This is a genomic window from Ruegeria sp. Alg231-54 (assembly GCF_900143525.1).
GTDB lineage: Bacteria > Pseudomonadota > Alphaproteobacteria > Rhodobacterales > Rhodobacteraceae > Ruegeria.
In genome coordinates, this window is record NZ_FREZ01000007.1 from 149,181 (window position 1) to 166,266 (window position 17,086).

The 17,086-nt window shown below is 57.8% G+C and carries 16 protein-coding genes; 1 reads left to right on the forward strand and 15 read right to left on the reverse strand.

What is annotated here, in order from left to right; translation table 11 throughout:
• Positions 1-2: 2 nt before the first annotated feature.
• From DHN12_RS14135 to trpS, 12 genes are all read right to left on the reverse strand, one after another.
• Positions 3-923, reverse strand: a complete 921-nt coding sequence (locus tag DHN12_RS14135; protein WP_108860778.1) for a sulfite exporter TauE/SafE family protein — start codon at positions 921-923, stop codon at positions 3-5.
• A gap of 346 nt (positions 924-1,269) precedes the next feature.
• A complete protein-coding gene (locus DHN12_RS14140) occupies positions 1,270-2,238 on the reverse strand; it encodes an ABC transporter permease (protein ID WP_108860779.1) in 969 nt (322 codons plus the stop codon).
• Entirely contained in the window at positions 2,238-3,332 is a 1,095-nt protein-coding gene (locus tag DHN12_RS14145; protein ID WP_108860780.1) for an ABC transporter permease, read from the reverse strand. The genes DHN12_RS14140 and DHN12_RS14145 overlap by 1 nt, the downstream gene beginning before the upstream one ends.
• Position 3,333: 1 nt before the next feature.
• Entirely contained in the window at positions 3,334-4,863 is a 1,530-nt protein-coding gene (locus DHN12_RS14150; RefSeq protein WP_108860781.1) for an ABC transporter ATP-binding protein, read from the reverse strand.
• An 89-nt stretch (positions 4,864-4,952) separates the two neighbouring features.
• On the reverse strand, positions 4,953-5,951 hold the full coding sequence (locus DHN12_RS14155) for a BMP family protein (RefSeq protein ID WP_058273679.1): 999 nt from the start codon (positions 5,949-5,951) through the stop codon (positions 4,953-4,955).
• Positions 5,952-6,110: 159 nt separating this feature from the next.
• Positions 6,111-6,524: a GNAT family N-acetyltransferase gene (locus DHN12_RS14160; protein ID WP_108860782.1), complete on the reverse strand. Its 414-nt coding sequence runs from the start codon at positions 6,522-6,524 to the stop codon at positions 6,111-6,113.
• A complete protein-coding gene (gene tsaB / locus DHN12_RS14165; RefSeq protein ID WP_108860783.1) occupies positions 6,524-7,108 on the reverse strand; it encodes a tRNA (adenosine(37)-N6)-threonylcarbamoyltransferase complex dimerization subunit type 1 TsaB in 585 nt (194 codons plus the stop codon). The genes DHN12_RS14160 and tsaB overlap by 1 nt, the downstream gene beginning before the upstream one ends.
• Positions 7,098-7,661 (reverse strand): NifU family protein, encoded by a 564-nt coding sequence (locus tag DHN12_RS14170; RefSeq protein WP_058273506.1) that lies wholly within the window; start codon positions 7,659-7,661, stop codon positions 7,098-7,100. The genes tsaB and DHN12_RS14170 overlap by 11 nt, the downstream gene beginning before the upstream one ends.
• Positions 7,662-7,730: 69 nt before the next feature.
• Positions 7,731-8,324, reverse strand: a complete 594-nt coding sequence (locus DHN12_RS14175; RefSeq protein WP_108860784.1) for a 2-hydroxychromene-2-carboxylate isomerase — start codon at positions 8,322-8,324, stop codon at positions 7,731-7,733.
• Positions 8,325-8,333: 9 nt separating this feature from the next.
• Positions 8,334-8,789, reverse strand: a complete 456-nt coding sequence (locus tag DHN12_RS14180) for a universal stress protein (RefSeq protein WP_108860785.1) — start codon at positions 8,787-8,789, stop codon at positions 8,334-8,336.
• Between the two features lie 65 nt (positions 8,790-8,854).
• Positions 8,855-9,718, reverse strand: coding sequence for a branched-chain amino acid aminotransferase (locus DHN12_RS14185; protein ID WP_108860786.1), 864 nt, complete (start codon positions 9,716-9,718; stop codon positions 8,855-8,857).
• Positions 9,719-9,777: 59 nt separating this feature from the next.
• The gene (gene trpS, locus DHN12_RS14190) at positions 9,778-10,806 is read right to left on the reverse strand and encodes a tryptophan--tRNA ligase (protein ID WP_108860787.1); all 1,029 of its coding nucleotides are present in this window, start codon (positions 10,804-10,806) and stop codon (positions 9,778-9,780) included.
• A gap of 86 nt (positions 10,807-10,892) precedes the next feature.
• On the opposite strand from trpS, the gene DHN12_RS14195 reads away from it, so the two are divergent.
• Entirely contained in the window at positions 10,893-11,579 is a 687-nt protein-coding gene (locus DHN12_RS14195) for a rhomboid family intramembrane serine protease (RefSeq protein ID WP_108860788.1), read from the forward strand.
• Here DHN12_RS14195 and murJ read toward each other — a convergent pair whose 3' ends face one another.
• Genes murJ through DHN12_RS14210 form a run of 3 tightly spaced genes read right to left on the reverse strand, consistent with a single transcriptional unit; the run spans position 11,580 to position 17,069 of the window.
• The gene (gene murJ / locus DHN12_RS14200; protein ID WP_108860789.1) at positions 11,580-13,121 is read right to left on the reverse strand and encodes a murein biosynthesis integral membrane protein MurJ; all 1,542 of its coding nucleotides are present in this window, start codon (positions 13,119-13,121) and stop codon (positions 11,580-11,582) included.
• On the reverse strand, positions 13,118-15,937 hold the full coding sequence (locus DHN12_RS14205; RefSeq protein WP_108860790.1) for a [protein-PII] uridylyltransferase: 2,820 nt from the start codon (positions 15,935-15,937) through the stop codon (positions 13,118-13,120). The genes murJ and DHN12_RS14205 overlap by 4 nt, the downstream gene beginning before the upstream one ends.
• The gene (locus tag DHN12_RS14210) at positions 15,897-17,069 is read right to left on the reverse strand and encodes a penicillin-binding protein activator (protein ID WP_108860791.1); all 1,173 of its coding nucleotides are present in this window, start codon (positions 17,067-17,069) and stop codon (positions 15,897-15,899) included. Before DHN12_RS14210 ends, DHN12_RS14205 begins: the two co-directional genes overlap by 41 nt.
• Between the last annotated feature and the right edge of the window lie 17 nt (positions 17,070-17,086).

The following is a 17,086-nucleotide window of genomic DNA, read 5'->3' on the forward strand; positions in this document are numbered from 1 at the left end:
GATCAGTGCCCTCCGCCGGTGCCAAGCGAGAACAGCTCGGATGGTTCAATCAGCAGATCCAAGGCCAGCTTTCCGCAAACCGCAAGAACTAGCGCTGCCAGCAACACCCGCAACTGCTCGGCTGGCATACGTGCGCCAATCACAGTTCCGATCTGCGCGCCGATGACGCCGCCAACCAGAAGCAATACGGCAAGAACGACATCAACTGTAAAGTTGGTGGTGGCATGCAGCATGGTCGTAAAGGCGGTGACAAAGATGATCTGGAACAGGGATGTCCCGACCACGACCTTGGTGGGCATTCCCAACAGGTAGATCATCGCGGGCACCATGATGAACCCGCCGCCAACACCCATAATGGCCGACAGAACGCCAACGAACAGGCCAACCAGCGCAGGCGGAATGACCGAGATATACAGGCCCGAAGTTCGGAACCGCATTTTGAACGGCATCGCATGCACCCAGCCGCGCTGCCGACGCTTGGGGGGTGCAGACACGCCTTTCTTGGATTTACGGAGCGCGTTCAGGCTTTCGATGAACATCAAACCGCCCACGACGCCAAGGAACACGACGTAGCACAACGTCACAAGCAGATCGACCTGCCCGAGGCTTTTGAGGTAGTTGAAGATCACCACCCCAAGTGCAGCACCTATTAAGCCGCCTATCAATAGGACGGTCCCCATTCTTAGGTCGACTGTTTTTCGTCGAAAATGCGCCAGAACCCCAGAGAATGAAGAGGCAACAATCTGGTTGGCTTCGGTTGCAACCGCAACGGCTGGCGGAATGCCGATGAAGAACAGCAGGGGCGTCATCAGGAAACCGCCGCCGACACCGAACATGCCCGAAAGAATGCCGACCATCCCCCCAAGCCCCAATAGAAGGAAGGCGTTGACAGAAACTTCGGCGATAGGAAGGTAAATTTGCATATCGAGCTACTGGATGAGGGTAGGCGGGTCACAGAGAGTGACCGGGGTCGCCTCAAGGCAAAGTGGTGTAGGTTTAATGCGACGCGCGGCGGCAGTGCCCCGTGGCCACATGGCGGATGTCGGTTCGCTGGGCGTCATGCCAGCAGCCTGATACGGCTAAATGTCTGGTTTTCCTCAGTGCTGAGGCGTTCATGCGTTCCCAAATACACGGTCCGGGTGGATTCCGAGTCGTGGGGTATGATTGGCGACACATGCATACCCCTTTAGAACGGTTGCGGCATGCAAAATCAACTCCGCATGCCGCTCTGCAGCGAACAGGACTGAACTGAGTCCGAAACTGGACTTATCAGCGCTCTTTCACATAGGGTTCGCCACCGGCGCGCGGCGGAACCGCTTTACCGACAAACCCGGCCAGAATAACGACGGTAAGCACGTAAGGCAGGGCGTCCATCGCCTGCACAGGGATGACCACGCCGCCCAGATCGATGTTCTGGAACCGCAGCGCGATGGCCTGCAACAAACCGAACAACAGGCAAGCGCCCATTGCATGCCAGGGGCGCCATTTCGCAAAGATCAGAGCTGCCAGCGCGATGAACCCACGGCCTGCAGTCATGTCCTTAACGAACCCGGCCTGCAACGCAGTGGCCAGATAAGCCCCGGCGATGCCACACAGCACGCCACAGATGGCAACAGCGGCATAGCGCAGGCCAACGACCGAAACACCGGCCGTGTCGACGGCAGCGGGGTTTTCACCCACAGCGCGCAGGCGCAAGCCGAACCGTGTGCGATACAGAATCCACCACGTTGCAGGCACCATCAGGAACGCGACATAAACTAGGATCGAATGGCCCGAGAGCAGTTCAGAATAGATCGGCCCGATGATCGGCACCACGCTCAGTGATTCGGCAAAGGGGAAATTGATGGGTGTGAAACGACCGCCACCAAACAGCGAGGGCGTGCGCCCGCCCTGTTCGAACCAGCTTTGCGCGACAAGGACCGTCATACCTGCCGCAAGGAAGTTGATTGCGACCCCGGATATCAACTGGTTGCCCCGGAAGGTGATCGAGGCCAAACCGTGAAGCCCGGAAAGAACAAGAGAAGAGGCGATCCCCGCCAGGAGCCCCAACCAGACCGATCCGGTCACGGCCGCGACGGCTGCCGAGAAGAAGGCGGCCATTAGCATCTTGCCTTCAAGACCGATGTCGAAAATGCCTGCACGCTCGGAATAGAGGCCGGCCAGACAGGCCAGCAATAGCGGTGTGGCCAGACGGATGGTCGAGTCCAGGACCTGGATGAAGGTAATGAAGAACTCCATCACTGCGCTCCCTTCCGCAGGCTCAGGAACAGCTTTTCAAGCGGCATCCGGACCATGTTGTCCAATGCTCCGGTGAATAGGATCACCAGTGCCTGAATGACAACGATCAGTTCGCGTGGGATCGATGTCCAGAAAGCCAATTCTGCACCGCCCTGATAGAGAAACCCGAACAGGATCGCCGCAAGGAATACACCAAACGGGTGCGACCGGCCCATCAGAGCAACAGCGATGCCGATGAATCCCGCGCCCTCGGTTGCGTTTAAAACCAGGCGTTCGGCCTCACCCATCACGTTGTTGATGGCCATCAGCCCCGCCAACGCGCCCGAAATCAGCATCGCAATGATCGTGATCCGCACCGGCGAAATGCCTGCATAGACAGCGCCGGTTTCGGTCTTGCCGTAGGACCGGATTTCATAGCCCAACCTTGTCCGCCAGATCAGTGCCCAGACGACAAAACAGGCCAATACCGCGATGAAGAAGGTGATATTAACAGGGGTCCCTTTGAACACCACGTTTTCGGCGGTTGAGAACATCGACTGAAATGTGGGCAGGTGAACGGCCTCGGGGAAACGCGCAGACGAGGGGTCTTGCGCGCCCGGTGGTCGCATAAGATTGACCAACACGTAGTTCAGGAATGCTGCCGCAATAAAGTTAAACATGATCGTTGTGATCACGATGTGACTGCCACGCTTGGCTTGTAGATAGGCCGGAATGGCGGCCCATGCCGCGCCAAACAGCATCGAACCTGCGCAAGCCGCCAACAGCGCAATGCTCCAATGCGGCCATGGGATGTAAAGGCATACCATGGCAACGCCAAGCCCGCCCAGCATAGCCTGACCTTCGCCCCCGATGTTGAACAGTCGGGCGTGGAAGGCGACAGCCACAGCCAACCCTGTGAACATAAAGTTGGTGGCATAATACAGCGTATACCCCCAACCGTAGGTCGACCCGAGCGCGCCGGTTACCATCAGTTTCACCGCTTCGATCGGGTTTTCACCGATGGCCAGAATGACCAAGGCGGACAAGATTGCGGCCAATATCAGACTGATCAGCGGGATCAGCACCACATCGGCCCATTTGGGCATCTTTTCCATGTTACGCGGCCTCTCCCGCAACACCGGCCATCAACAGGCCAAGTTCTTTTTCATCTGTTTCATGGGGCAGTCGTTCGCCCATGACATGTCCGTCAAACATCACAGCGATGCGATCCGATAGCGAGAAGATTTCTTCCAACTCAACCGAGACCAGCAAGATTGCCTTACCCTGATCGCGCAGCGCGACGATCTGCTTGTGAATGAATTCGATCGCGCCGATGTCGACGCCGCGGGTAGGTTGCCCCACCAATAGAAGATCCGGATTCCGTTCAATTTCGCGCGCGACAACAATCTTTTGTTGGTTCCCGCCCGAGAAGCTCTTGGCCGGAAGCCATGCATCAGGTGGCCGGACGTCGAATTTCTCGATCTTGCGCTCGGTATCGGCGCGCAGGGCGGCATTGTTCATGAAAATCCCGCTCTGATAGGCAGGATCACGGTGATAGCCAAAGGCCACGTTTTCCCAAGCATGGAAGTCCATCACAAGACCTTCGCGCTGGCGGTCTTCGGGAACATGCGCAATATGTTGGGCGCGACGGGCCTGGCCGTCCGATCCCGGACCGCTAAGCGCCAGCGGGCTGCCGTTCAATTTGATCGAACCCTGACCCGGGCGCATGCCGCCCAGAACTTCCAGAAGCTCCGATTGGCCATTTCCGGCCACGCCAGCGATACCGACGATTTCACCGGCCCGAACGGTCAGGTCGATACCCTTGACCCGTTCGACCCCGGTCGAATCGAAAACGCTGAGCTTTTCAATTTCCAAAACGGGCTTACCGGGTTGCGCAGGTACTTTGTCGACCTGCAGCAGCACCTTGCGGCCCACCATCAGCTCCGCCAGTTCCTCGGGGCTGGTGTCGGCTGTTTTCACCGTCGCCGTCATCTGACCGCGCCGCATGACCGAAACCGTATCGGTGTTTTCCATGATTTCACGCAATTTGTGCGTGATTACGATGATTGTCTTCCCTTCGGCCCGCAGGCGGTCAAGGATGCGGAACAGCTGGTCAGCCTCGGACGGGGTCAGAACCCCGGTGGGTTCGTCCAGGATCAAAATCTCGGCCTTGCGATACAGGGCTTTCAGGATCTCGACCCTTTGCTGCATTCCGACGCCAATCTCGTCGATGCGCTTGTCGGGATCTACGAACAGCTCGTATTCCTCTTCCAGCGCTTTCAGTTCTTTGCGCGCTTTGGACAAGGACGGGGCCAGCAGCCCGCCGTCCTCGGCACCGAGAACGATGTTTTCCAGAACGGTGAAATTCTCAACCAGTTTGAAATGCTGGAACACCATCCCGATCCCGGCGGCAATGGCCGCCTGACTGTCAGGGATGTCGGTCTTGTTGCCGTTAATCCAGATTTCACCTTTATCGGCTTTGTAAAAGCCGTAGAGGATGCTCATCAGCGTGGATTTGCCCGCACCGTTTTCACCAATGATCCCATGGATCGTACCGGGGGCGACGCTGATAGAAATGTCTTTATTGGCCTGAACCGGCCCAAAGGCTTTGGATATCCCTTTGAGCTCAATGGCGGGGACGGTCATGTCTTGTCCTCAATTGCCGAAAGGGCCGCGGAGTCATACGCGGCAGAGTCGGGGGCAAGGCGGAGGTTGTACCCCCGCCTTGCGCGATATCAGAACTGCAGTGCCGGGCAGCTGTCGTTCTCGTAATAGCTGACAACAGAGACGTTACCGTCGATGATGTCCTGACGCGCTTTGTCGACTGCGCCTTTCATCTCGTCCGAGACCAGAGGTGCGTTGTTGTCATCCATGGCGACGCCAACGCCTTCTTCGGCCAGACCCATCTGGAACACGCCGGTTTCCAGGCCTTCGCCCGCTGACATCGCATCGTAAACGGCAACATCAACGCGTTTCAGCATTGAGGTCAGAACCTTACCCGGGTGCAGGTGGTTCTGGTTGCTGTCCACGCCGATCGACAGGATGCCTTCGTCTGCCGCGGTCTGCAGAACGCCAACACCGGTGCCGCCAGCGGCCGCATAGATCACATCAGCGCCCTGGCTGATTTGTGCTTTGGTCAGTTCCGAACCCTTCACCGGGTCGTTCCATGCTGCCGGGGTGGTACCGGTCATGTTGGCAACAACATTGATGTCAGGGTTTACAGCCTTGGCACCTTGCGCATAACCGCAGCCAAAGTGGCGGATCAGCGGGATATCCATGCCACCGATAAAGCCGACGGTGCCGGATTCCGATGCCATCGCGGCCATCATGCCAACCAGATATGACCCTTCATGTTCGGCAAAACCGATTTGGCGGATGTTGGGGATGTCCAGCCAGTTGACGTCAATCGCAACAAATTTGGTGTCCGGGTAATCGGCGGCCACGGCGGACAGCGGATCAGCCATGCCAAAACCCATCGTGATGATCGGGTTCGAGCCGGATTCAGCGAAACGGCGCAGAGCTTGCTCGCGCTGTGCTTCGGACTGGATCTCGATCTCGTTATAGGTGCCGCCGGTTTCTTCGGCCCAACGCGACGCGCCATTATGGGCGGCTTCGTTGAAGGATTTGTCAAACTTGCCACCAAGATCAAAGATCAAGGCAGGATCTGCCAACGCAGCGCCAGCCGTAAGTGCGACTGCGGCGGTGGCACCCATCAAGGATTTCATCAGGGTCATTTTATACTCCCGTTTGTTATTATCGGTCGGGGCGAAGTTAGCCCCGTTCACCCACTGTGAGCGAGCATAACTGTTGTGATGGCGGGAATTAAGGACGTTTGCAACCACCGTGGTCAACAGATTTTTGACCATTTGGTCGAAAAAATATATCTTAGGCGGTCAATCCAGAGCGGATTCCATCACGATAGCATCAATTTTCTGATTGTTTTCGCGCAGGTAATACCCCTTGCGCAAACCACAGGCGCGATAACCGCTGTGTTCATACAGCGCGATGGCCGGCCAGTTATCTGCAGCGACGTCCAGAACAGCGCGCGTCGCGCCCAAAGCCTTTGCTTTCGTGTGCCATTCATGCATGCAAGTTCGGGCTAAGCCCTGTCGCTGAACGTCCGGATGCGTGGCGATCGTCAGCAATTCCGCCTCATCGCCGATCACCCGGAACAGCGCGAAAGATTGATTATTTCCAACGGCATGGATGAACCGATTGTTCAGAAGATCTGCAAATTCGACCGCAGCCCACGACCGTGACTGGGTAAATGCCGCCGCGTGTGTTCTGGCAAGATCCTCGGGGCTCATCAGTCCAGTAAAACCGGGGGTGTGTCCTTGGAAGGTGCCGCATCCGCAGGCCGAACATAGAGTGGAGCCGGCTGCGCGGTGTTGGTCTTCCACTTTTGCCCGGCGATCCGGGCAATAGCGCGAACTTGTGCATCGGCGTCGTCATTCAGGATCAGGGGGCCAAGTGATTCTGCCTCAATTTGAAGCATAAGCATGGGACCTTGGCCCGGCAACGCCACGTAAACCTGATCACGCGGGGCGCGGATCGCAGGCAGAGCGCCCGTGGGCATTTCGGCTAAAGCGTCGAACCCGGATACGCCTACCGCTGGAACGCCAAGCCCCAGGGCTAGGCCGCGCGCCGCAGAAACCGAGATTCGGATGCCGGTAAAGTTTCCGGGTCCAACGCCGACACCGATCGCGGACAGGTCTTTCCACCCATATCCGGCATCTGCCAGAACCTCTTCAAGCAACGGCATCAGGCGTTCGGCTTGACCGCGCGACATGGCTTCGATGCGCGAAGTCACGATCCGGTCGCCGCACAACAAAGCGGCCGCGCAATGCGCGGCCGATGTATCAAACGCCAAAATAATGAGGTCAGACGGCAACAGGGCGAACCTCAGTCACTTCGGGGATGTAGTGGCGAAGCAGGTTTTCGATACCCATCTTCAACGTCAGGGTCGAAGACGGGCAGCCCGCGCAAGCACCCTGCATGTGCAGGTAGACAACGCCCCTGTCAAACCCGTGGAACGTGATGTCGCCGCCATCCTGTGCAACCGCCGGACGGACACGGCTATCAAGCAAGTCTTTGATTTGATTTACGACTTCGGCATCTTCGCCAGTGTGCTCAGCATGTCCCGATGCGGCTGTTTCACCAGCTCCGATGACCGGTTGGCCGGATTGATAATGCTCCATCACCGCACCCAGAATCGCAGGCTTGATGTGATCCCATTGGACGTCATCAGACTTGGTGACGGTCACAAAGTCATTGCCGAGGAATACACCCGTTACTCCGCTAACCGCAAAAATCCGTTTTGCCAAAGGTGATTTTTCACCGGCTTCAGCCGATGGGAAATCCGCAGTGCCCGCTTCCAGCACGGTCTGGCCGGGCAGAAACTTCAAGGTTGCAGGGTTCGGCGTGGATTCGGTCTGGATGAACATGTCACGGCTCCGTTTCAGTTGCTTCTGATATGCGGGCCCGGGCCGGATAAGTCAAGATTTGGAACGATTCTAAATGTTGGCTGCCAACCGGATCGCTTCATCCAACCGATCATCACCCCAGTATAGTTCGTCACCGACCAGAAAACTCGGCGCGCCAAACAACCCCTTGGCCTGAGCGGTTTTGGTCTGCTCGATCAGATCTGACTTGATCTCGGGGTCTTGGGTTCTGTCCAAAAGGTCGTCAGGCAAACCGGCGGATTTCAGGCAATCAACCAGAACCGCATCGTCCGACACGTTCTGACCTTGTGCAAATTCCGCTGTATAGACCGCCCGAACGAAACGCGCCCTGTGGGACTGATCTTCAATAGCCAGCGTGAGACGCGCAGCCTTCAGGCCGTTTTGCGGAAACGGGTCCGGCTGCCGGAAGGAATGGCCGCGTTGCGCCGTCAAACGCTCCATATCGCGCCACATATAACGTCCCTTGGCCGGGTAGATGTTAAACGGGGAATTGTCCCAGCCCTGCGCCGCGAAAATGGGCCCCAGAAGAAAGGGATGCCATTCTACGACGACGTCATGCTGTGCCGCAGCCTGTTCGATTCGCATGGCGCTGAGGTAGGAGTAGGTCGATGCGAATTCGAACCAGAACTGGATGCGGCGTTGCATTGGGTGGCCTCAGGTGATGGCTTCCAGCTTTTCCTTGCTAAGGTCGCCGGGCACAATTGTGATCGGAATCGGCAAGCTGCCCGAGTTTTTGGTCAGCTGCGTCACCAGGGGGCCAGGCCCTTTCTTTTCGATGCCAGCACCCAGAACCAGAACGCCGATGTCCGGGTCTGACTGGACATGTTCGATGATCTGAGCGACAGGTTCGCCTTCACGAATGGACAGTTCGGGGTCGATCCCTTGTTTGTCGCGCATCCATTTGGCGAAAACTTCGTAATGCGCATGGATGCGTTCGCGTGCCTCTTCGCGCATGGTTTCGGCGACACCGATCCAGTGATTGAACTCATCGGGTGGGATGACGGACAGGATCGTTACCCCTCCACCGGTATGGGCTGCACGCATTGCAGCGAAACGCATCGCGTTAAGGCATTCGCGGCTGTCATCCAGAATGACTAGAAACTTACGCATGGGTGTCCTCGTGTATTTAGGGGGATCATGCCCGACCAAATGCGGGCTGGCAACACGGCGTGTGACTACCGAGTGCTTGCAGCCCAGTCCCAATAAAGCTCGCGCGCGCGGCGTGCAATCGGTCCGACCTGATATTGGGTGTCTTCTAATGCGGTGACCGGCGTTAGTTTGTTCATGTTACCGGTCATAAACACCTCGTCCGCCTTGTGAAAATCTTCAAAGCTGAGGACAGATTCGTGGACCATCACGCCGTCAGCGCGCAGGTTTTTGATATGTCGCGCTCGGGTGATGCCAGCCAGAAAAGTTCCATTGGGCGTGGGGGTGAATACCTCGCCGTCCCGGACCATGAAGATGTTTGCGGTGGCGGTTTCAGCCACATGACCTAAGGCATCCGCTACCAGCGCGTTCGAGAACCCCTTGGACTTGGCCTCTTTGAGCATTCGGGCGTTGTTTGGATACAGGCATCCGGCTTTGGCGTTTACAACAGCTGATTCCAGAACCGGGCGGCGAAACCGCGTGGTGGTGAGCGTGACCGAAGCTGTTTCCGGTGCCATTGGTATCTCTTCCAGACAAATCGCAAATCCGGTGCTGTCCTGCTGAGGCACAATGGCCGTGGCGTCACCGTCGATGCCCCAATACATCGGCCGAATATAGACGGCGGAACCTTTGGCATAGCCATCCAGCCCATCGCGGACGATTTCGACCATCTGTTCGGTCGTCACGGTTGGTGTCAGCAAAAGCGCCTCGGCTGAGCGGTTGACCCGTTCGCAATGGGCCACCAAATCCGGGGTCAGCCCCTCGAAGAAACGTGCGCCATCAAAGACCGAAGACCCTAGCCATGCACCATGATCTGCCGCGCGCATAATCGGAGCGTCCCCGTTATGCCACTGACCATCAAAATAGGTGCGGATATTTTTGCCGACTGCCATGACGCCCTCCTTTGCCCTTGGGGCAACCTAGGAAGGCGTCACTGGAAGGTCCAGCGCAATCAGCCTTGTTTTGCGCCAACCATACCCACGATGTCGTAGGTCTGTTGCAGGATCGGGGCCGCTATCGCCCGCGCCTTTTCCGCGCCGCGTGCGAGAATCCGGTCAATCTCGGCCTCTTCACCCATAAGACGGGCCATCTCGGTTGAGATCGGAGCCAGTTTGGCAACCGCCAACTCGGCCAGCATCGGTTTGAACTCACCGAATTGCTTTCCGCCGACTTCGGCCAGAACCTGTTCCGCCGTTTGATCGCTGAACGCGGCGTAGATGTTGACCAGATTGCGGGCCTCAGGGCGTTCGGACAGACCATCGGTTTCTGAAGGCAGGGCATCCGGGTCTGTCTTGGCCTTGCGGATCTTCTTGGCGATCTCGTCGGCATCGTCCGTCATGTTGATCCGGGTCATATCGGACGGGTCCGAAGACGACATCTTCCGCGAGCCGTCCCGCAGGTTCATCACGCGCGGCGCGGGTCCACCGATTACCGGCTCGGTCACCGGAAAGAAATCCACGCCATAGTCATGGTTGAACTTGATCGCGATGTCGCGAGTCAGCTCCAGATGCTGTTTCTGGTCCTCGCCCACCGGCACATGTGTCGCGTGGTAGGTCAGGATATCCGCTGCCATCAGCGCCGGATAAGCAAACAAACCCAGCGAGGCGTTCTGAGCGTTCTTGCCCGCCTTATCCTTGAACTGCGTCATCCGCTGCATCCAACCCATGCGGGCGATACAATTGAAGATCCAAGCCAGCTGCGTGTGCTCGGCCACCTGGCTCTGGTTGAACAGGATGGACTTTTCAGGGTCCAGACCGGCAGCAATAAAACCGGCGCATACCTCACGGGTCTTTTCGCGCAGACGGGCCGGGTCTTGCCAGACGGTGATCGCGTGCAGGTCGACCATGCAATAGATCGTCTCGAAATCTTCGCCTTGCATATCCACAAAACGCTTTAGTGCACCCAGATAGTTGCCAAGGTGCAGGTTTCCCGAAGGCTGGATGCCGGAAAACACGCGCGGCGTGAACTTGGTTTCGGTCATCGAAGGGAACTCCCGTCTGGAAAAATCAGCCCCCGTCGCTTACCCATGAGGTCAAGGGACGTCAACAGCCGCGAAAGGCCAGCCCAATGAGCAGTGAGCATTATACACCCGCCGTGAACCCTCTGCCGCCCGTCGTGGTGGCGTTGGTCCTGTTCATCATGGGGATCGAATTGGCGTTTACGCTGGGTGCACGTGGTCTTGTGGGTGGGCCATCAGCGGTAGGTTGGCGGTTGGATGCCCTGCAGAGTTACACCTTTTCCCCGGATATCTTTCACTGGATGATCGAGAATGGCCGTTGGCCGTTAGAACATGTGATCCGTTTCGTGACCTATCCGTTCGTGTCGGGCAGTTTTACCCAGGCGGTTTTTGTCAGCGTCTTCGTTCTGGCCATGGGCAAAATGGTGGCCGAAGTTTTCGGCGGTTTTCAGATGCTGATCATTTTCGTTTTATCCGGTATCGGTGGCGCGTTGGCCTATGGTTTGTTGCTGAATCCCGCCTATCCGCTGGTCGGAGGGTTCCCGCCGGTCTACGGTCTGATCGGCGCGTTCACATGGCTGCTGTGGCGCAAGTTGTCACTGGTCGGCGAAAACCAATCCCGGGCCTTCAGCCTGATCGCGGTTTTGATGGGCATCCAGCTGGTGTTCGGACTTTTGTTTGGCGGCACGTCCGATTGGGTTGCCGATCTGGGCGGGTTTGCCACTGGATTTGGCCTATCGTTTTTCCTGGCACCGGGCGGATGGGCGCGGATCGTGGGACGTATTCGCCGCGACTGATCAGGATCGGCGCAACGCTTTTCTGAACTCGGACAGCTCGAACGCTTTGAAGAGGTGGCCGAGGAAGAAATAGGTGGCTGCTGCAACTATGATCAGGACAAGCAGCGCCAGATAACGCCATCCGGGTACCTGGAAGGTCCAGCCAAAAATGTGAAGGGCGGCGAAAAGCACAGCGCCCATACCCAGCGATGCCGCGACGACGCGCCAGGCACGTCGTTTGAACCGGTCGTCAAACCGTGCTTCATCGCCGAAACGGCCCGCTCCAATCGCCAACAAGGCAACCATCGCCCAACCGGCAGCCGAAGCCGCGATCGCCGGTGCGATCCACCCCACCAACGGGTAAAGACCAAAGGCCAGCCCGGCATTGATGACCATCGCAACTGCGGCATAGCGAAACGGAGAGCGGGTGTCTTCGCGCGCGAAGAACAAGGGCTGCAGCAGCTTTTGCAGCATGAAAGCGGGCAGGCCGACGCCATAGATAGCTACGGCCAAGGCAGTGGCTACAGTGTCCTCGGGGCTGAATTGGCCGCGTTCGAACAGGACCGACACCAGAGGTATTGGAATGATCAGAAAGGCAACGGTGGACGGCAGGGTCAGCAGCAGTGTGAACTCTCCGGCGCGGGAATAGGCATTCCGCGCCCCGTCCTTGTCCCCGGCCCGTAAGCGGCGGGACAGATCCGGGAGCAGGACGATCCCCACCGCAATACCGACCACGCCCAATGGCAATTGATACAGCCGATCCGCTGCGAACAGCCAACTGACGGCCTTTTCAGTTTTAGAGGCAACAAGCTGGCCAACCACCAGATTGACCTGCGTGACGCCCATCGCCAAAGCGGCGGGCACCGCAATGCGAACCATGCGTCGCATTTCCGGGCTGAGCTTGGGCAGGCCGGGACGGATGCGAATACCTGCACGTTCTGTCGCCACCCAAACCAGCGCCAGTTGCGCGACTCCTGCCAGCGGAATGACCGTGATCAGCCACCAGATTACGTCGCCGCCAGACAGCGCGCCTGCGATCAAAGCAGTACAGGCAAAGATATTGAGTAAGACAGGCGCGGCAGCGGCAGCCGCAAACCGACCGGTGGCATTCAGAACGCCGGAAAACAGCGCGGCCAGCGACATGAACAGGATATAGGGAAAAACGACGTAACCGTAGTCGACGGCCATGTCGAAGCGTTCATCGCCATAGAACCCTTCGGCGGTCAGCCAAACAAATCCAGGCATGAATACCATCGCCAATCCAACCAGTGCCAAAACAGCCGCCGCCAGCAGGTTGAAGGCATCCTGTGCAAATCCTTCGGCGTCTTCTTCGCCCTCCAACCGTTTCGAGAACATTGGTACAAAGGCGGCGTTGAAGGCACCTTCGGCAAAGAAACGGCGAAACATGTTGGGCAGGCGGAAAGCGGCGACAAAGGCGTCCATCACCGGACCGGGCCCGATATAGGCGGTCAGCAAAATCTCTCGCAGAAATCCCAGAATCCGACTGGCCAGCGTCCAGAATCCGACCGTGAACAGGCCTGAAAACAACCGGATCTGTTTCATGAGATTGCGCGCTCCGCACCTTCGGTGATGGCTTTGCGCAGCTTAGTCTCAAGACCGCGTTGCTTGCTTTCGGAATGGTATTTCAGGCCGAACATGTCCTTGACGTAGAAAGTATCGACAACCTGTTCACCATAGGTCGCGATCACGGCATTGGCGATATAGACATTGGCCGCAGCCAGCGTTCTTGTCAGGTCATACAACAGGCCCGGGCGGTCGCGGGTATCAACCTCGATGATGGTGTAGATCTCGGACCCGTCATTATCGAAGATGATATGGGTCGGCACATTGAAGGCGCGTTCGCGTTTCTTGATCTTGTCGCGCGATTTCAGAGCGTCACGCGCCACGACTTCGCCCTTGAGCGTCTTTTGGATCATCTGTGTCAGTCGCGGTAATCGGCTGGCCTCAAAAGGGTGGCCCTCGGCATCCTGAATCCAGAACGCATCGGTGACGTACCCGTCCTTGGTGGTATAGCTACGGGCGTCGACCACGTTGGCCCCAACCAACGCAAGCGCCCCGGCGATGCGGGCGAAAATCCCCGGATGGTCTGCCATCGCAAAGCACGCTCGGGTGGCGTCGCGATCGTCATCCGGGTGCAGGTGAATTTCCATCGCGCCGGGGTCGCCGCTGTGTTCCAGAGCGCGTAGCATTTTCGCGAACTCAATATGTGTAGACAGGTTCAGGCCCTGCCAATAGGGCGCATAGTGTCGTCCTGTTTCGGCCTTCAGGTCAGTCTTCGACCAATCGTCAAGCGCCGAACGCAGCGCCTTTTTGGCTTCTGCGCCACGGTTGGCCCGATTCAGGTCTTCCATACCGGTTTCAAGCGCCCGTTTGGTTTCAGCGTGCAAGGCGCGCAGCAGGGTGGCCTTCCAGTTGTTCCAGGTGTTCGGCCCAACGCCGCGAATGTCACACACGGTCAGAACCGTTAGCAGATCCAACCGTTTGACCGTCTTCACCGCCTTGGCAAAATCGCGCACAGTGCGCGGGTCCGAGATGTCGCGTTTCTGTGCCATGTCCGACATCAACAGGTGATATCGCACCAGCCATTCCACGGTTTCCGAGTCCGATTTGTTCAGACCCAAGCGTGGAGCAACCTTGCGTGCGATCTGAGCACCCAGAATGGAATGGTCCTCGGGTCGCCCCTTGGCGATATCGTGCAGCAGCAAGGCCACATAGAGAACCTTGCGGTTAACCCCGCGTTTCAGGATCGATGAGGCCAGCGGCAGCGATTCAACCAGTTCACCGCGTTCAATCTGGGCCAGGTTGACGATGGTCTGGATCGTGTGCTCGTCCACTGTATAGCTGTGATACATGTTGAACTGCATCATCGCCACGATGTGCTCAAACTCTGGCAGGAATGCCGACAATACTCCCAATTCGTTCATGCGGCGCAGGGCGCGTTCTGGGTTGCCGTGCTTCAGCATCAGGTCCAGAAAAATGCGCTGCGCCTCTTTGTTTTGGCGCATGTCGTCGTCGATGAGGTTCAGGTTGGCTGTCACCAGCCGCATCGCATCCGGGTGGATCAGCATGCCAGTGCGAAGACCTTCCTCGAACAGACGCAGAAGGTTCAGCTTGTCGGACAGAAACTTCTTGGCGTCCGCTACATCCAAGCGACCGTGAACGACCTTGTATCCTGCTTTGACACGTGGTCGACGCCTAAAGATGCGTTCCAGTAGGGCGGCGCCTTTCACGTGTGACGCTTCGAGTTTGGTCAGGAAGATCCGGGTCAGTTCTCCGACGCGCGTTGCCTCGCGGAAATAGCGTTGCATGAACACTTCAACAGCCCGTCGCCCGGCCCTGTCTTCATAACCCATACGGTCGGCAACCTCGACCTGCAGGTCGAAGGTCAGTTGTTCCGTCGCACGACCGGTCAGCAGATGCAGATGAGAGCGTACAGCCCACAGAAACTCTTCGGCCTCTACAAAGGTGCTGAATTCCTCGGGTTCAAACAGGCCCAGAGGGACCAGTTCAGCCACGTCCTGAACGCCATAGATGTACTTTGCAATCCAGTAGAGTGATTGAAGATCGCGCAGCCCACCCTTGCCCTCTTTTACGTTGGGCTCGACCATGTAACGCTCGCCCTGCTTGTGGTGGCGCTCGTCACGTTCCTGCAGCTTAGCCTCGATGAATTGACGCTCGCTGCCCTTGAACAGCTCGGTTTTCAGGCGGTTGTCAAGTTCTTCGGCAAGGGCTGCGTCCCCAGCCAGATAGCGTTGCTCGAGCATCGCGGTACGGATGGTGAAATCCTCGGTGCCCAGTCGCAGACAATCCTTGATCGTTCGGGATGAATGGCCAACCTTCAGACGCAGATCCCAAAGAATGTAGAGCATGGATTCGATGACGCTCTCGGCCCAGGCGGTGATCTTGTAGGGCGTCAAAAAAAGCAGATCGACGTCCGAAGCCGGGGCCATTTCGCCGCGGCCATATCCACCAACAGCAAGAACCGCAATCTTTTCGCCCTGCGTCGGGGTTGCCAGCGGATGTAGATAGGTGCTGGCCACTTGCATCGCTGTGCAGACCAACGCGTCGGTCAGATAGGTGTAGGACCGGGTCAAAGGTCTGGCGTCAAAGGGGCGTTTAGCGAAGGCATCTGCAATGGTCTTGCGCCCAGCCTTTTGGGCATCGCGCAGGATGCGCACGGTTTCATTCCGCCGCGCGGCGTTGTCCTGAATATTTTCAAAGGCTTCCGACAGTTGCGCCAGGATGGCGGTACTGTCGAAAATTTCATCGGCCGCGCAGATCAGCTCACCCTTGGGAGTTAGTGTCAGCACCGGCTGATCAGAAACCGGCGCCAGAGAAGCTTTGAGGGGCGGAGTCAATCACTACTACCTGTTTGTTCTGGATCGTGGCAACGGCCAGACCGCGTTCGTTCGTACCGTCGGACCGTAGGCGGAAGATGCCGCCAACGCCCTGGAATCCGGCGTTCTGGGTCAGGGCTGATGTGGTCAACGCGTCGGATTTGCCTTGGCTGACCAAAGCCGCAATTGCTGCAATGCCGTCATAGGCCAGACCGCTGATCGGGTGCGGAGCCTCGCCATAGGTGCTGTTATACCGCTGGCGGTAAGCCTGCGCCTTTGCCGGGTCGGGCAGGGCGAACCAGCCCCCTTGAACACCAGGCAGATCCAGCGTCTGAGACGGGATGTCCCAGCGTGTCAGGCCAACGAACTGGGTGGTGGCCGACGACACACCAGCTTCTGGCAACAGCTGCGAATACAGCGGCAGTGCACCTGCCGTCGTTGCCGTCAGAAACACCGAATCTGCGCCAGCAGCATCCACGGTTGCCTTGATCGTTGTAACAGAGTTGATGACGCCTTGCTGAGACCGGTCATAGCCAACCGTACCCGCGTTCGCTACACGGCTGCTGGCAAGCGCAGTTGCAATCGCCGATTGACCAAGCTGCCCGGCTGCATCGTTGCTGTGGACGATGACCATGCTGGTTTTGCCTTGCGATCCGGCAAAGTTGACCAAACGGTTGGCCGTGTTCTGAAAGGTCGGGCCCAGAACAAAGACGTTGCCGCCTGCAATGCTGGTATTGTTCGAGAAGGACAGCACGTTGACCTTGTTGTTCAGCACGGCGAGACCCGCCGAGTTTGCCGCCTGTGCGTAAACCGGGCCAATGATGATCTTCGCCCCATCTGCGACGGCCTGTTGCGCGACTGTCGCGGCCGTGTTCGAGCTGCCCCGCGTGTCATAAACGCGCAGATCAATCTTAACATTCTGCAGATCGGCCATGGCCAAACGCGCCGCGTTCTCAAGGCTCCGCGCCAGTTGGGCGTCGCCGGAATTTCCCGATCCCGCCGGAACCAAAAGTGCGACCGGAACGGGTTTCGACGTGTTGATTGACGGGCCTCCGCCAAGGCCGCCGGGCTCACATGCAGCGAGGAAAGTGGCGGTTGCCAGGATCGCGGCGGATTTCGCCAGCTTGCGAACGGGCTTGCAAACGGTAAACATCTAAATGAAAACTCCCT

Coding starts and splice junctions, on each gene's coding strand:
- DHN12_RS14180 (WP_108860785.1), bottom strand. CDS start 8,789: ATGCGTAAGTTTCTAGTCATTCTGGATGACAGCCGCGAATGCCTTAAC.
- DHN12_RS14175 (WP_108860784.1), bottom strand. CDS start 8,324: ATGCAACGCCGCATCCAGTTCTGGTTCGAATTCGCATCGACCTACTCC.
- DHN12_RS14210 (WP_108860791.1), bottom strand. CDS start 17,069: ATGTTTACCGTTTGCAAGCCCGTTCGCAAGCTGGCGAAATCCGCCGCG.
- murJ (WP_108860789.1), bottom strand. CDS start 13,121: ATGAAACAGATCCGGTTGTTTTCAGGCCTGTTCACGGTCGGATTCTGG.
- DHN12_RS14195 (WP_108860788.1), top strand. CDS start 10,893: ATGAGCAGTGAGCATTATACACCCGCCGTGAACCCTCTGCCGCCCGTC.
- DHN12_RS14160 (WP_108860782.1), bottom strand. CDS start 6,524: ATGAGCCCCGAGGATCTTGCCAGAACACACGCGGCGGCATTTACCCAG.
- DHN12_RS14145 (WP_108860780.1), bottom strand. CDS start 3,332: ATGGAAAAGATGCCCAAATGGGCCGATGTGGTGCTGATCCCGCTGATC.
- DHN12_RS14135 (WP_108860778.1), bottom strand. CDS start 923: ATGCAAATTTACCTTCCTATCGCCGAAGTTTCTGTCAACGCCTTCCTT.
- DHN12_RS14150 (WP_108860781.1), bottom strand. CDS start 4,863: ATGACCGTCCCCGCCATTGAGCTCAAAGGGATATCCAAAGCCTTTGGG.
- DHN12_RS14155 (WP_058273679.1), bottom strand. CDS start 5,951: ATGACCCTGATGAAATCCTTGATGGGTGCCACCGCCGCAGTCGCACTT.
- trpS (WP_108860787.1), bottom strand. CDS start 10,806: ATGACCGAAACCAAGTTCACGCCGCGCGTGTTTTCCGGCATCCAGCCT.
- DHN12_RS14185 (WP_108860786.1), bottom strand. CDS start 9,718: ATGGCAGTCGGCAAAAATATCCGCACCTATTTTGATGGTCAGTGGCAT.
- DHN12_RS14170 (WP_058273506.1), bottom strand. CDS start 7,661: ATGTTCATCCAGACCGAATCCACGCCGAACCCTGCAACCTTGAAGTTT.
- DHN12_RS14140 (WP_108860779.1), bottom strand. CDS start 2,238: ATGGAGTTCTTCATTACCTTCATCCAGGTCCTGGACTCGACCATCCGT.